The sequence below is a fragment of the Serratia nematodiphila DZ0503SBS1 genome (assembly GCF_000738675.1).
Taxonomy (GTDB): Bacteria; Pseudomonadota; Gammaproteobacteria; order Enterobacterales; family Enterobacteriaceae; genus Serratia; species Serratia nematodiphila.
The window spans coordinates 4,268,453-4,283,228 of record NZ_JPUX01000001.1 but is presented as its reverse complement, the minus strand read 5'-3'; the positions used below and the strand labels follow the sequence as shown (position 1 = coordinate 4,283,228).

The following is a 14,776-nucleotide window of genomic DNA, read 5'->3' as shown; positions in this document are numbered from 1 at the left end:
GCTGCTTTGTGCATTTATTTTGACATTCTTGCCGGGTTTAACAGAGTCATGGACAAAATTGATCATCATCGCCGTAAATGGCTGGCGCTAGGTGGCGCCGCTATGGGCATAGCGCTGCTTCCAGGGCAGGCATTTGCCAGTCTTTCCACCGCTCGACCGCGTATTTTAGTGCTGAATAACCTGAATACCGGTGAATCTATTAAAGCCGAGTTCTTTGACGGCAAAGGCTACAATAAAGAAGAGTTGGTTCGGCTAAATCATCTGTTCCGCGATTATCGCGCCAACAAGGTTAAATCGATCGATCCCAGCTTGTTTGATCACCTCTATCGCCTGCAGGGGCTGCTGGGTACCAGCAAGCCGGTGCAGCTGATCTCCGGTTACCGTTCCGTAGATACCAATAACGAATTGCGCGCGCACAGCCGTGGTGTGGCCAAGCACAGCTACCATACCAAGGGCCAGGCGATGGATTTCCATATTGAAGGTATCCAATTGAGTAATATCCGTAAAGCGGCGTTAAAAATGCGCGCTGGTGGTGTAGGATATTACCCACGTAGCAACTTCGTGCACATCGATACCGGCCCGGTTCGGAGCTGGTAATCGCGGTGCCCTCAGTGAATAACGCCGCTCCTTGCGGAGGCGGTGTTATTGTCGTTGGAGCCTTATGAAATACCATCTTATTCCCGTTACCGCCTTTAGCCAGAATTGCAGCCTGATCTGGTGTGAAAACACGCAGCAGGCGGCGTTGGTCGATCCCGGCGGCGAAGCGGAAAAAATCAAAGCGGAAGTGGCGAAACAGGGTGTGACAATCACGCAGATTTTGCTGACGCACGGCCATTTGGATCACGTCGGTGCGGCGGCGGAGCTGGCGGAACATTATCAGGTGCCGATTTACGGCCCGGATAAAGAGGACGCTTTTTGGCTGGATGGTTTGCCGGCGCAGAGCCGGATGTTCGGGCTGGAAGAGTGTGCGCCGCTGACCCCGACCCGTTGGTTGTCGGAAGGCGATGAGATGCAGGTGGGCGAGATGACGCTCAAGGTGTTGCATTGCCCTGGGCACACACCGGGCCACATCGTCTTTATCAATGAGCAGGCGCGTTTGGCGCTGGTGGGTGACGTGCTGTTTAACGGCGGCGTGGGACGCAGCGACTTCCCGCGCGGTGATCATCAGGCGCTGATCGCCTCTATTCGCACCAAGCTGCTGCCATTGGGCGACGATATGCGCTTTATTCCCGGCCACGGCCCGATGTCGACCTTTGGCCACGAGCGCCAGACCAATCCGTTCCTGCGCGAAGAGCCGGCGGTGTGGTAACGATTATTTCCCGGCCGAAATAATCAAGGGCGCATAGAGCGCCCTTTTTTTATGATTTATGACCTGCGTCGATGCTTTTAGAGCACGGCGACGATGGCTTCACACAGCGGTGCCATGTTGTCCGGCGTCATGCCGGCCACGTTCACCCGGCCCGAGTTTACGGCGTATACGCCGAACTCTTCACGCAGACGCAGCACCTGTTCTTTGGTCAGGCCGCTGAATGAGAACATGCCGTTCTGCTGGATGATAAAGCTGAAGTCCTGTTGTGCGCCTTTCTCCTGCAGGGTGTTCACGAACAGCTGACGCATGCGGTGAATGCGCTGGCGCATGTCGGTCAGCTCCTGCTCCCACATCGCGCGCAGGGCGTCGTTGCCCAGAATGGTGGCGACAACGGCCGCGCCGTGCGACGGCGGGTTAGAGTAGTTGGCACGAATGGCCGCCTTCACCTGGCTGAAGGCGCGATCGGCGGTTTCGGCATCGGCAGCTACAATGGTGCAAGCGCCGACGCGCTCATTGTACAGGCCGAAGTTTTTCGAGTAGGAGCTGGCGACGATCAGCTCTTGATGTTTGGCGGCGAAAATACGCAGACCCTGCGCATCCTCTTCCAGACCGTTGGCGAAGCCCTGGTAGGCGAAGTCGAACAGCGGCAACCAGCCATTGGCGGCGGAAAGCTCAGCCAGCTGTGCCCACTGTTCCGCCGTTGGATCGATACCGGTCGGGTTATGGCAGCAGCCGTGGAACAGCACGACATCACCGGCCTGAGCCTGTTTCAGGCTGTTCAGCAGGCCGTCAAAATCCAGCGCGTGGTTGGCAGCGTCGTAGTAGGCGTACTCCAGCACTTCCAGACCAACGGCGCTAAAGACGTTCTTGTGGTTCGGCCAGCTTGGGTTGCTGATCCAGATGCGCTTGGCGCTGGTCTGGTTGGCGATAAAGTCTGCCGCCACGCGCAGGCCGCCGGTGCCGCCTGGCGTCTGTGCGGTGCGCGCGCGACGATCGGTGACGATCGGGCTCTCTTTACCGAACAGCAGCTCTTGCGTGCAGCTGGCAAACGCCGGGATGCCTTCAATGCCGAGATAGTTTTTGGTGGTCTCGTTTTCCAGCAGATACTGTTCAGCTTTTTTTACGCTGGTCAGCACCGGGGTTTTGCCGGTTTCATCTTTATAAACGCCAATGCCTAAATTGATTTTATTCGGGCGGGCGTCGGCGCGGAAAATGTCGGTCAGGCCCAGGATCGGGTCGGCGGGTGCGGCGGTGATTTTTTCAAACATGTCAGGTGCTTCCAAATCTCGGAGTTAAGCAGACAGAAGCATCAGGGTAGCGCCAGTTATCGGCTTTGCCAACCGTTTGCGATAAAAACACCGCGATCTTGTGAACGGGAAGGATTCGACAGAAAAAATGAGGGATAAGGGGAAATCTGCAGGATAAAACGTTACCGGCAGACACAAATAAAAACAGGGCCGAAGCCCTGTTTTTTTAACTTAGCCGACGGTGAACCGCCGTTAAGCGAGACAACTTAGAACTGGTATACCAGACCAACAGCTACGATATCGTCGGTAGCGGTGCCGGTTGCTTTGGTGAACTCGTTGTCATCCAGCAGGTTGATTTTGTAATCAACGTAGGTGGACATGTTCTTGTTGAAGTAATAGGTGGTACCAACAGAAACATATTTAACCAGATCCTGGTCAGAACCCACGCCTGGGACGTTCAGGTTTTTACCTTTAGATTGCAGGTAAGACACTTCTGGACGCAGACCGAAGTCGAACTGGTACTGAGCAGTCACTTCGAAGTTCTGAGTTTTGCTCGCGAAGCCGCCGCACTTGTCATCGGTAGCTGCACAGCCTGCACCGAAGTTACCGCCGCCGAACGGAGTCATGTTACGGGTTTCTGCGTACATCGCCGCCAGGTAAACGTTGTTGGCGTCGTATTTCGCACCCACGGTCCATGCGTCAGCCTTGTCGCCACGCTCGTTGGAACGCAGTTTTTGGTCGTCGGTACGGTTAGAGGATGCGTATGCAGCGCCGAAGCTTACGCCTTCGCCGATGTCATAAGTAGAGGAGATGCCCCAGCCGTCGCCGTTTTGTTTCTTGACGTTACGGCCGTCGTTCTGGTTTTTGCCCTGGTACTGAACGGCGAAGTTCAGACCGTCAACCAGACCGAAGAAGTTGTTGTTACGATAGGTCGCAACGCCGTTGGTACGGCCGGTCATGAAGTTGTCGGTGTAGGTGTAAGTATCGCCACCGAACTCTGGCAGCATATCGGTCCAGCCTTCCACGTCGTACAGTACGCCGTAGTTACGGCCGTAGTCGAAGGAGCCGTAGTCAGCGAATTTCAGACCCGCGAAGCCCAGACGGGTTTTGGTGCCTTCGGTGCCCTGAGATTCGGAGTGGTTAGCCTGGACGTTGTATTCCCACTGGCCGTAACCGGTCAGTTGGTCAGTAATCTGAGTTTCACCTTTGAAGCCGAAACGAACATAGGTCTGATCGCCGTCATTACCTTTGTCGTCGGAGAAGTAGTGCAGACCGTCAACTTTGCCGTACAGATCCAGCTTGTTGCCGTCTTTGTTGTAGATTTCAGCTGCGTTTGCTGCACCAGCAGCCAACAGAGCCGGGATAACCACTGCAAGAATGTTGCGCTTCATCATTATTACCCTCATTGGTGTTATTCGGACACCTTTGCCACTGCCGCCAATAATTCCTTGGGAACTATTGTTGATAGATTGGTGTCGTCCTGTGTCTGAACGCAGTGTTCCATTCACAGGCGGGTTAATCTAGGACGAAAATGATACCAATGTCGCAATGAGGTTGCAAAAGGAAAGTATGTGTAACCAAATGTAATTTTTCGGGAACTTTGTGACGTGCGTCAATATTAAAAAATGCGAAAGGCCAGCGAGGCTGGCCTTTGTTTTGTAACGAAATCGTTTAAAAAACGTGTGATCGTATAAATTAGAAGCTTGCGTTACGTGGGGTGCGTGGGAACGGGATCACATCGCGCACGTTTTGCACGCCGGTGACATAGGCGATTAAACGTTCAAAGCCCAGGCCGAAACCGGAGTGCGGCACGGTGCCGTAACGACGCAGATCGCGATACCACCAGTAGTCTTCCTTATTCAGGCCCATCTCTTCCAGACGCTGATCGAGCACGTCGAGACGTTCTTCACGCTGAGAGCCCCCGATGATTTCACCGATGCCCGGCGCCAGCACGTCCATGGCCGCGACGGTTTTGCCGTCTTCGTTCATGCGCATATAGAACGCTTTGATGTCTTTCGGGTAGTTTTTCACCACTACCGGCGCCTGGAAGTGTTTCTCCGCCAGATAACGCTCATGTTCGGAAGAGAGATCGATACCCCAAGAGACCGGGTTTTCGAAGGTTTGGCCAGAGGCCAGCAGGATCTCAATGGCGTCGGTGTAGTCTACCTGGGCGAAATCGGAAGAGACGAAGCGCTCCAGACGCGCGATAGCGTCTTTATCCACGCGCTCGGCGAAGAATTTCAGATCGTCTGCACGTTCATCCAGCACCGCCTGGAACACATACTTCAGCATGCTTTCGGCCAGGCCGGCGACATCGTCCAGCGTCGCGAAGGCCACTTCCGGCTCGATCATCCAGAATTCAGCCAGATGGCGGCTGGTGTTGGAGTTTTCAGCGCGGAAAGTTGGGCCGAAGGTGTATACCTTGGACAGCGCACAGGCGTAGGTTTCGCCGTTCAGCTGGCCGGAAACGGTGAGGAAGGCTTCCTTACCGAAGAAGTCCTGGCTGAAATCGACGACGCCCTTGTCGGTGCGCGGCAGGTTTTCCAGATCCAGCGTGGACACGCGGAACATCTCGCCGGCGCCTTCGGTGTCGGAGGCGGTGATCAGCGGGGTAGATACCCAGAAATAGCCATTTTCATGGAAGAAGCGGTGGATCGCCTGCGCCAGGGTATGACGCACGCGCGCCACGGCGCCGATCAGGTTGGTGCGCGGGCGCAGGTGGGCCACTTCGCGCAGGTATTCGATACTGTGACGTTTGGCCGCCATCGGGTAAGTATCCGGATCGTCGACCCAGCCGACCACTTTGATCGCGGTGGCCTGCAGCTCGAAGCTCTGGCCTTCGCCCGGTGAGGCGACGACCTTGCCGGTAACTTCAACCGAACAGCCGGTGGTCAGGTGCAGCACTTCATCTTGATAATTCGGCAGAGAATTATTAACGACGGCCTGTAACGGATCAAAGCAGGAACCGTCATAGACGGCCAGGAAGGAGATACCAGCTTTTGAATCTCTCCGGGTACGTACCCAGCCGCGTACGGTGACTTCACTGTCAACCGCAGCACGACCTTGCAGTACGTCGACTACAGGCACTACGCTCATAGATTTCTCTCTTTAATAATTTGGTTTAGAAATAGCTTACAACCCAAGAATATGGGGGTAATGGCTATGTTACTTGCCGCGTTGCAGAGCACAAGCAGAAATCATCGGATTGGCGCAACATTTATCGCGGCTGACTGAAAAGAGGGCGTTCGGGATAAAAACAAAAAAGCCGGCGCGTGAACCGGGCCGGCTTTCTCTCTTTATATAAAGAAGGCTCAGCTGGCTTTTTTCACCAGCGGCAGATCGAAGGCCTTGCGCAGGGCCCTGACGAACGCCTGGTCCTGGCAGATGGTCTTGCCGGGGCTGTCGGAGAGTTTGGCCACCGGCTTGCCTTTGCACTCGACCAGCTTGATCACGATATTTAACGGCTTAACGCCGGGAATATCGCAGGTCAGGCGCGTGCCGATGCCGAAGCCGAGATTAATGCGCTGATAGAAATGGCGATAGAGCGCCAGCGCTTTTTCCAGATCCAGGTTGTCCGAGAACACCAGCGTTTTGCTCAGTGGGTCGATGCCCAGTTTCTGATAGTGGGCAATGGCCTTTTCACCCCACTCGACGGGATCGCCCGAATCGTGGCGAAGCCCCTGATAACGCTCGGCGAACTGCGGGCCGAAGTCGCGCAGGAAGGCATCCATGGTGATGCAGTCGGTGAGCGCGATGCCAAGCTGGTCCGGATATTCATCCAGCCAGGCCTGCAATGCGGCGCGCTGGCTGTTGGCCAGCACCGGGCTTATCTGCTGATGCGCCTGGAACCACTCATGCGCCTGCGTGCCGACCGGCGCCAGACCCAGCTGGTGCGCCAGATCGTAATTGCTGGTGCCCGACAGGTACGGGAATTCGGCCTGCAAGGTGCTGACGATGGCCTGTTGCACACCCTGAGAGAAACGGCGGCGGGTGCCGAAGTCCATCAACTTGAAGCGCGAAAGATCCAGATCGCCCGCCAGCGTCTTGAACTGCGCCAGCTTGGTTTGCAGATGCGCCACCGCCTGTTCCGGCGTCGCCAGCGGCGAGCGCCGGCGGTGCACCACTTCGCTGATCACCGCCAGCAATGGGACTTCCCACATGATCACTTCACGCCAGGGGCCGGCGATGCGGATTTGCAGCTTGCCGTCGCGGTTGTCGATGGTGACCTGCTGCGGATCGTAGCGGAACGTTCGCAGCCAGTTCAGGTAATCTTGACGGAAGAAGGGCAGGCCCGAAAGATAAGCGAATTCGGCGTCGGTTAGCGCCAGCCGGCTCATCAGCGCCACCTGCGCGCGGATTTCGTCGGCATATTCGCCCAGCAGTTCGTCGCCGCGGCAGCGGAATTCCGCCGCCACGCTGATCGCGGGATAGCGATGGAACACTGCTTGCTGCATATGAAGCTTATAAGCATCGGTATCAAGCAGTGATGTCAAAATCGGGGAAGCGTATTGAGTCATAGCGCGTTACAGCATCCTCGTCAGGCGCGTGTCCAAATCCGGATAATCATAAAAGTGGGGGTGGAGTATACCCGGATTATCCTGTTATTGAAGCTGCATCACACCATAAATCACCGAAGCGGGTCGAGGATTAAACGTGCCTTTATGGCAGCCGGATAGCGGCGGGGAGGAAAAAAAGCCAGATATGCCTGTAAGGTGAATGACTTAGCCTAATTAGTCATAAAAATTATAATGTTAATTATTTTAAACAGCGAATCAGATAAAGCCGGCCTGGGTATGCACGCTGACCCGATCCTTGCCGTTCTTTTTGCAAAAGTAGAGCGCTTCGTCCGCCTGTTTGATCGCCGCCTGCAGCGCGGTGAACGCGCTGACTGGCGCAATGCCGCAGCTGGTGGTGAAACGCACTTGCCGTCCGTTGGCCAGATTTAGCGTCAGGCGATGAGTACGGGCGCGCAATTGCTCCATGATGTCCCGCGCGTTGTCCAACGAACAGTTGCCCAGCAGCACCGCGAACTCTTCGCCGCCATAGCGGCAGAAGATGTCGCTGGCGCGGAACGCGCGTTGCAGCAGGTGGCCGAAGGCCACCAGCGCCCGGTCACCCACGTCGTGGCCGTAGCTGTCGTTGAGTTGTTTGAAATTATCGATGTCGATCAGGCAAAAGGCCTGTGGGTAGCTGGCGTTGCCCAGCAGTTGACATTCAAGGAAGAATTTACGGCGGTTGTAGATATTGGTGAGCGGATCGAGGAAGGAAGAGGCCTCGAGCTCTTTAATCAGCAGTTGTTTCTCGCTCTCCAGCGAGACCTTGTCCAGCTGGTATTGCCTGAGCTGCTGAATGGCGTCGCTGATGGCGATCAATTCCTGGCTGTAGAAGGCGTCGTTGCGATCGATATTCATCTCACCGCGCGACAGCCGCACGATATTGTTGTGGGTCTTGGTCAGCCAGCGGTTGATGCTGGTGCAGAACACCAACGCCGGCAAAATGAACAGCAAAACCACCAGGCCGGCGAGTGCGATCATGCCGTAAATGGTCGTCTGGCTGTCGTAAATCTTGTGGCGCGAGGCGAGGGTTTCCAATTCGAAACTGCGTTGATACAGCGCCTGCGAAAGCCCGCTCACATCGTCGACATAGCGCGAAATAAGCGCTGTGGGGTAGGGCTTATGGGTATCGATAGCGGTATACAGCCCATTGGTAATCTGCTGGAGGCGTTCAGCGGACACCTGGGCGAGCAACGCATTGACGATGTTGGTGATTTGTCCATCGTCGTAGTTGATCTTCATGAAGATCAATCGGGTGCTCAGCGCGTTCAGCACGCCGGTTAGCTGAATGGACTTCAGATAGGCGTCTTTGCGAACGAGCTGGCTGACGTTGACGTCGATAATCTGATCGCTCAATTCCGTCAATGACATATTTAGCCGGTTATTGAGACGGATGGCCTCGAGAAACATAAAGGAGTCGGTATCCACCATCCGGGTATCGTAGGTGTAACGGTAATAACTCTTGCTGGTTTGCGAGATGTAATAGGCGCTGTTGATGTTGAACAGATTGGCGTTGGTGTTATTGACCTGCGAAAGCTGCAGGTTGTCATTATCCAGCAGCTGTTCCATCAAAGCGATCATCGACAGCGCGGCGATTTTTTGCCGCACCCCGAGCTGTTTGGCGACCTCATCGTCCAGATGTTCGCGGATCCGGGTGATTCTCTCACGCGCCACCCGATCGGCGGCCAAACATTGCGCACGGGTGATTTGCGGATCGATCAGGCTCAATCGTTTGAGGCGATGAGCCAGCAACGCAGCCTGAAAAGCTTCGGAAATTTCTTTGGCGCGATCAATTTTGTACAGGTTTAGCTGGTTGTCGCGGTAGTCGGTATGGGCTTCGAGCAGCTCATCGACGATGAACAGAGAGAAGGAAGTCATCAGGCACAGGGTGAAAAAATAGATTGCGTATTTAATCTTCATAATGCGAGCCATCCCTGAACCTGATTCGGCAATTATACCACCATGCCGCTGGTGTCGCCTCAACTATGCCGGCGCGCCGCGATGGCGGTTTTTTAGCATTAAATGCTGATTTTTATTTGGCCATTGGTCACCCGCACTGCCGCCTGCCGGGCGATTTATGATTTGCCTCTGATTTCTCTCTCCTGGTCGCCCTGTGGCTCTGGGCTTTTCGGCCAGCTGTGATACAGTTTATTCACAATTCAGGCTCACCGCGCGCCGCAGGGGAACATACCGGCTGCGGTACGAAGGAGAAGAGCGGCCTGGCACCTATAACTCACTGAGACGTTTAAGGGTTTTTATGACACAACAGCCACAGGCAAAATACCGCCACGATTATCGCGCGCCCGATTACACCACGACCGATATCGATTTGGACTTCAGTCTGGACGCGGAAACCACGCGCGTGACCGCCGTCAGCAAAATCAAACGTCAGGGGGCGGCCGGCGCACCGCTGGTGCTGGATGGCGAAGATTTGACGCTGGTGAGCATTCAGGTGGACGGCCAACCGTGGAGCGCCTACCGTCAGCAGGATAACCAGCTGATCATCGAAGAGTTGCCGGCACAATTCACTCTTACCATTGTCAACGATATTCACCCGGCGAAGAACACCGCGCTGGAAGGGCTGTACCTGTCCGGCGATGCGCTGTGCACGCAATGCGAAGCCGAAGGCTTCCACCACATTACCTATTACCAGGATCGCCCGGACGTGCTGGCGCGCTTTACCACCCGCATCGTGGCCGACAAGACGCGCTATCCGTTCCTGCTGTCGAACGGCAACCGCATCGGCCAGGGCGAATTGGCCGATGGCCGCCACTGGGTGCAATGGCAGGATCCGTTCCCGAAACCTTGCTACCTGTTCGCGCTGGTGGCGGGGGATTTCGACGTGCTGCGCGACAGCTTCACCACCCGTTCCGGCCGTAAGGTCGCACTGGAGCTGTTCGTCGATCGCGGCAACCTGGATCGCGCCGATTGGGCAATGACTTCGTTGAAGAACTCGATGAAGTGGGACGAGACCCGCTTCGGCCTGGAATATGATCTCGACATTTATATGATTGTGGCGGTCGATTTCTTCAATATGGGCGCGATGGAGAACAAAGGGTTAAATATCTTTAACTCCAAATATGTGCTGGCGAAGGCGGAAACCGCGACCGACAAGGATTACCTGAACATCGAAGCGGTGATCGGCCACGAATACTTCCACAACTGGACCGGTAACCGCGTGACCTGCCGCGACTGGTTCCAGCTCAGTCTGAAAGAGGGGCTGACGGTGTTCCGCGATCAGGAATTCAGTTCCGACCTGGGATCGCGTTCGGTCAACCGCATCGACAATGTGCGCGTGATGCGCGGCGCGCAGTTTGCCGAAGACGCCAGCCCGATGGCGCACGCCATCCGCCCGGACAAAGTCATCGAGATGAACAACTTCTACACCCTCACGGTGTATGAAAAGGGTTCCGAGGTGATCCGCATGATGCATACCCTGTTGGGGGAGGAGAACTTCCAGAAAGGGATGCAGCTCTATTTCGAACGCCACGACGGCAGCGCCGCTACCTGCGACGATTTCGTTCAGGCGATGGAGGATGCGTCTAACGTCGATCTGTCGCGCTTCCGCCGTTGGTATAGCCAGTCCGGTACGCCGCTGTTGACGGTGCGCGACGAGTACGATGCGGAAACTCAGCAATATCGCCTGCATGTCAGCCAGAAAACCGCGCCGACCGCCGATCAGCCGGAGAAGTTGCCGCTGCATATTCCGCTGGATATCGAACTGTACGACAGCGAAGGCAATGTCATTCCATTGCAAAAAGGCGGCCTGCCGGTCAACAACGTGCTGAACGTCACCGAAGCGGAGCAGACCTTCGTGTTCGACGGCGTGGCGCACAAGCCGGTGCCGTCGCTGCTGCGCGAATTCTCCGCGCCGGTGAAACTGGACTATCCGTACAGCGATCAGCAACTGACCTTCCTGATGCAGCACGCGCGCAATGAGTTTGCGCGTTGGGATGCGGCACAGAGCCTGCTGGCGACCTATATCAAGCTGAACGTGGCGCGGCACCAGCAGAAGCAGCCGCTGTCGCTGCCGCTGCACGTGGCCGATGCGTTCCGTGCGGTGCTGCTGGACGAAAAACTGGATCCGGCGCTGGCGGCGCAGATCCTGACGCTGCCGTCGGAGAACGAAATCGCCGAGCTGTTCGCCACTATCGATCCGGAAGCGATCGCCGCGGTGCACGAAGCGATCGTACGCTGCCTGGCGCGGGAGTTGGCCGATGAGTGGCTGGCGGTGTATCACGCCAACAAGACCGACGGCTACCGCGTGGAGCATGCCGAGATCGCCAAGCGCGCCTTGCGCAATGTGTGCCTGGGCTATCTGGCGTTCGGCGAAGATGTGGCGCTGGCGGATCAGCTGGTGAGCGAACAGTATCGCCAGGCGGACAACATGACCGACTCGCTGGCGGCGCTGTCTGCTGCGGTCGCGGCCCAGCTGCCGTGCCGCGATGCGCTGCTGGCGGCGTTCGACGAACGCTGGCATCAGGATGGCCTGGTGATGGACAAATGGTTCGTGCTGCAGGGCAGCAGCCCGGCGGCAGACGTGTTGAGCAAGGTGCGTGCGCTGCTGCAACACCGCTCGTTCAGCCTGAGCAACCCGAACCGCACCCGCTCGCTGATCGGCGGCTTCGCTTCCGGCAACCCGGCGGCGTTCCATGCCGCGGACGGCAGCGGCTATCAGTTCCTGGCGGAGATCCTCAGCGATCTCAACCAGCGCAACCCGCAGATCGCCGCGCGCCTGATTGAACCGCTGATTCGCCTTAAGCGTTACGACGCGGGCCGTCAGGCGCTGATGCGCAAGGCGTTGGAACAGCTGAAAGGGTTGGAAAACCTGTCCGGCGATCTGTACGAGAAGATCAGCAAGGCGCTCGACGCCTGATCTTTTCGCGCTGAATAGATAAGGGGGACGGCCTGCGCCGTCCCCTTTTTCATCCGTTCAGTTCACCGCCCGGCGGGGACTGGCCGCTGCGGCCGGCGGCGATAACACCCGTTCCAGCACTTCGGCCTCCAGTTCCGCCAGCCTGGCCGAGCCTTTGCGGCGCGGCCGCGGCAGATCGATGCTCAGATCCAGCCCGATATGCCCCTCTTCGATCAGGATCACCCGATCCGCCAGCGCGATGGCTTCGCTGACGTCATGTGTGACCAGCAGTACGGTAAAACCGTGTTGTAGCCACAGCGTTTCTATCAGTCCTTGCATCTCGATGCGCGTCAGGGCATCCAGCGCTCCGAGCGGTTCGTCCAGCAGCAGCAGGCGGGGGCGGTGGATCAGCGCGCGCGCCAGGGCGACCCGCTGTTTTTGTCCGCCGGACAGCGCCGCCGGCCAATCGCGGGCGCGATCCGCCAAACCGACCGCTTCCAGCGCCTGCAGCGCCGCATCGCGCCACTGGCCGCGCAGCCCCAGACCCACGTTGTCGATCACCGTTTTCCACGGCAACAGGCGCGCATCCTGAAACATCAACCGGGTATCCTCTTTAGCGGCGGTAAGCGGCGCGTTGCCGCTGAGCAGCGCGCCGCTGCTGGCCTGTTCCAGGCCGGCCAGCAGGCGCAGCAGGGTGCTCTTGCCGCAGCCGCTGCGGCCGACCACCGCCACGAACTGCCCGGCGGAAATGCGCAGCTGAATATTGTCCAACACAGTGCGGTTGCCGTAACGTTTGCCGATAGACTCCAGCGTCACCGGCGTGCCTTGCGCAAGGCGAGCGGGAAGGGTCATAGCGCTTCTCCCTGTTTCAGTTGATAGGCCGGATGCCAGCGCAGCCAGACGCGCTCCAGCAGTTGCGCGCCCACGTCCGCCAGCTTGCCGAGCAGGGCGTACAGCACGATCGCCACCACCACCACGTCGGTTTGCAGAAATTCACGCGCGTTCATCGCCAGGTAGCCGATGCCCGAATTGGCCGAGATGGTTTCGGCGACGATCAGCGTCAGCCACATGAAGCCGAGAGCGAAACGCACGCCGACCATAATCGACGGCAGCGCGCCCGGCAGCACCACCTGCGTGAACAGGCGGAAACCGCTCAGGCCGTAGCTGCGCGCCATCTCCAGCAGGCCGCGATCGATGTTTTTGATGCCGTGATAGGTATTGAGATAAATCGGGAACAACGTGCCGAGCGCCACCAGAAAGATCTTGGCGGATTCATCGATGCCGAACCACAGGATCACCAACGGGATCAGCGCCAGGTGCGGCACGTTGCGGATCATTTGCACTGAACTGTCCAGCAGGCGTTCGCCCCAGCGTGACAGCCCGGTAATAAAGCCGAGAATCAGTCCGATGCTGCCACCGATGCCAAAGCCGATCAACGCGCGCTGGCTGCTGATGCTCAGGTGCTGCCACAGTTCGCCGCTTTGGCTCAGGCGCCAGAAGGCGGCCAGCACCGCACTCGGCGCCGGCAAAATGCGGTTGGACAGCCAGCCGGTTTCGACGGCGATTTGCCAGATGATCACCAGCGCCAACGGCAGCGCCCAGGGGGCCAGCCGATACAGGATGCGTTGCGCGTTCTTTGCCATCGGGGCGCTCCTCAGCTCTGCGACACTTTTTGCGGAACATAGATGTTGGCCACCACTTCGCCCTGCGGGCGCACCGGTTGAAGGCGCGCGGGCGTTTCCTCCTGCGCCAGATCGAGGTGCGGAAACAGCAGTTCGCCGACGCGGTAGGCCTCTTCCAGATGCGGATAGCCGGAGAGAATAAAGGTGTCGATGCCCAGATCGGCGTATTCCTGCATGCGCGCCGCGACCGTCGGGCCATCGCCCACCAGCGCGGTGCCGGCGCCGCCGCGCACCAGGCCGATGCCGGCCCACAGGTTCGGGCTGATCTCCAGATTATCCTTCTTGCCGCCGTGCAGCGCCGCCATGCGCCGTTGGCCGACGGAGTCGAAGCGGGCAAAGGCCTGCTGCGCGTTGGCGATGGTTTCCTCATCGAGGTGGGCGATCAGCCGATCGGCGGCGCGCCAGGCTTCTTCGGTGGTTTCCCGCACGATGACGTGCAGACGGATGCCGAAGCGTACCTGCCGGCCCTTCGCCGCCGCTTTGGCGCGCACCTCTTCGATCTTTTCTTTGACCTGTGCCGGCGGCTCTCCCCAGGTGAGGTACATTTCTACCTGCTCGGCGGCCAGATCCTGCGCGGCGGCGGAGGATCCGCCGAAATAGAGCGGCGGGCGCGGTTGCTGCACCGGCGGGAACAGCAGTTTGGCGCCTTTCACCTGAATATGCTTGCCGTGGAAATCGACGGTTTCACCTTCCAGCACCCGGCGCCAGATATGAGTGAACTCGGTCGAGGCTTCGTAACGCTCTTCATGACTGAGATGTAACCCCTCCGCCGCCAGCTCTTCCGGATCGCCGCCGGTGACCAGATTGAACAGGGCGCGCCCGTTGGACAGGCGATCCAGCGTCGCCGCCTGACGCGCCGCCAGCGTAGGGGAGATGATACCCGGCCGCAGCGCGACCAAAAATTTCAGCCGCTGGGTGACCGGGATCAGCGAGGCGGCCACCAGCCAGGAGTCTTCGCAAGAGCGACCGGTGGGGATCAGCACGCCGCCGAATCCCAGCCGGTCCGCCGCCTGGGCGATTTGTTGCAAGTAACCGTGATCGACGCTGCGAGCGCCCTGTGCGCTGCCAAGATAGTGGCCGTCGCCGTGGGTGGGTAAAAACCAGAAAACGTTCAGGCTCATCGTCAATGC

Annotated in this window: 11 protein-coding genes; 3 read left to right on the top strand and 8 right to left on the bottom strand. The window is 58.0% G+C overall.

The annotated features are described in order from the left end of the window. Positions 1-48 precede the first annotated feature (48 nt). Together mepK and JL05_RS19870 are read left to right on the top strand one after the other, a co-directional pair. Positions 49-597 (top strand): peptidoglycan L,D-endopeptidase MepK, encoded by a 549-nt coding sequence (gene mepK, locus JL05_RS19875; RefSeq protein WP_004928217.1) that lies wholly within the window; start codon positions 49-51, stop codon positions 595-597. 64 nt (positions 598-661) lie between these two features. Continuing rightward, positions 662-1,309, top strand: a complete 648-nt coding sequence (locus tag JL05_RS19870) for an MBL fold metallo-hydrolase (protein ID WP_015377338.1) — start codon at positions 662-664, stop codon at positions 1,307-1,309. Positions 1,310-1,386: 77 nt separating this feature from the next. Here the strand turns inward: JL05_RS19870 and JL05_RS19865 are convergent, their stop codons facing one another. From JL05_RS19865 to JL05_RS19845, 5 genes are all read right to left on the bottom strand, one after another. Beyond that, the gene (locus JL05_RS19865; RefSeq protein WP_004928210.1) at positions 1,387-2,577 is read right to left on the bottom strand and encodes an amino acid aminotransferase; all 1,191 of its coding nucleotides are present in this window, start codon (positions 2,575-2,577) and stop codon (positions 1,387-1,389) included. Positions 2,578-2,822: 245 nt separating this feature from the next. Continuing rightward, the gene (ompC, locus tag JL05_RS19860; protein ID WP_015377340.1) at positions 2,823-3,950 is read right to left on the bottom strand and encodes a porin OmpC; all 1,128 of its coding nucleotides are present in this window, start codon (positions 3,948-3,950) and stop codon (positions 2,823-2,825) included. A gap of 301 nt (positions 3,951-4,251) precedes the next feature. Further along, entirely contained in the window at positions 4,252-5,652 is a 1,401-nt protein-coding gene (gene asnS / locus JL05_RS19855) for an asparagine--tRNA ligase (protein WP_033633438.1), read from the bottom strand. 215 nt (positions 5,653-5,867) lie between these two features. Then, on the bottom strand, positions 5,868-7,073 hold the full coding sequence (gene pncB, locus JL05_RS19850; RefSeq protein WP_004928202.1) for a nicotinate phosphoribosyltransferase: 1,206 nt from the start codon (positions 7,071-7,073) through the stop codon (positions 5,868-5,870). A gap of 255 nt (positions 7,074-7,328) precedes the next feature. Further along, positions 7,329-9,029, bottom strand: coding sequence for a GGDEF domain-containing protein (locus JL05_RS19845; RefSeq protein ID WP_033633437.1), 1,701 nt, complete (start codon positions 9,027-9,029; stop codon positions 7,329-7,331). A gap of 337 nt (positions 9,030-9,366) precedes the next feature. On the opposite strand from JL05_RS19845, the gene pepN reads away from it, so the two are divergent. Next, positions 9,367-11,985: an aminopeptidase N gene (gene pepN, locus JL05_RS19840; RefSeq protein ID WP_033633436.1), complete on the top strand. Its 2,619-nt coding sequence runs from the start codon at positions 9,367-9,369 to the stop codon at positions 11,983-11,985. A gap of 57 nt (positions 11,986-12,042) precedes the next feature. Here pepN and ssuB read toward each other — a convergent pair whose 3' ends face one another. Genes ssuB through ssuD form a run of 3 tightly spaced genes read right to left on the bottom strand, consistent with a single transcriptional unit; the run spans position 12,043 to position 14,767 of the window. Continuing rightward, entirely contained in the window at positions 12,043-12,816 is a 774-nt protein-coding gene (ssuB, locus tag JL05_RS19835; RefSeq protein WP_033633435.1) for an aliphatic sulfonates ABC transporter ATP-binding protein, read from the bottom strand. After that, positions 12,813-13,607, bottom strand: a complete 795-nt coding sequence (gene ssuC, locus JL05_RS19830) for an aliphatic sulfonate ABC transporter permease SsuC (protein ID WP_033633434.1) — start codon at positions 13,605-13,607, stop codon at positions 12,813-12,815. The genes ssuB and ssuC overlap by 4 nt, the downstream gene beginning before the upstream one ends. 11 nt (positions 13,608-13,618) lie before the next feature. Beyond that, the gene (gene ssuD, locus JL05_RS19825) at positions 13,619-14,767 is read right to left on the bottom strand and encodes an FMNH2-dependent alkanesulfonate monooxygenase (protein ID WP_016928301.1); all 1,149 of its coding nucleotides are present in this window, start codon (positions 14,765-14,767) and stop codon (positions 13,619-13,621) included. Positions 14,768-14,776 lie beyond the last annotated feature (9 nt).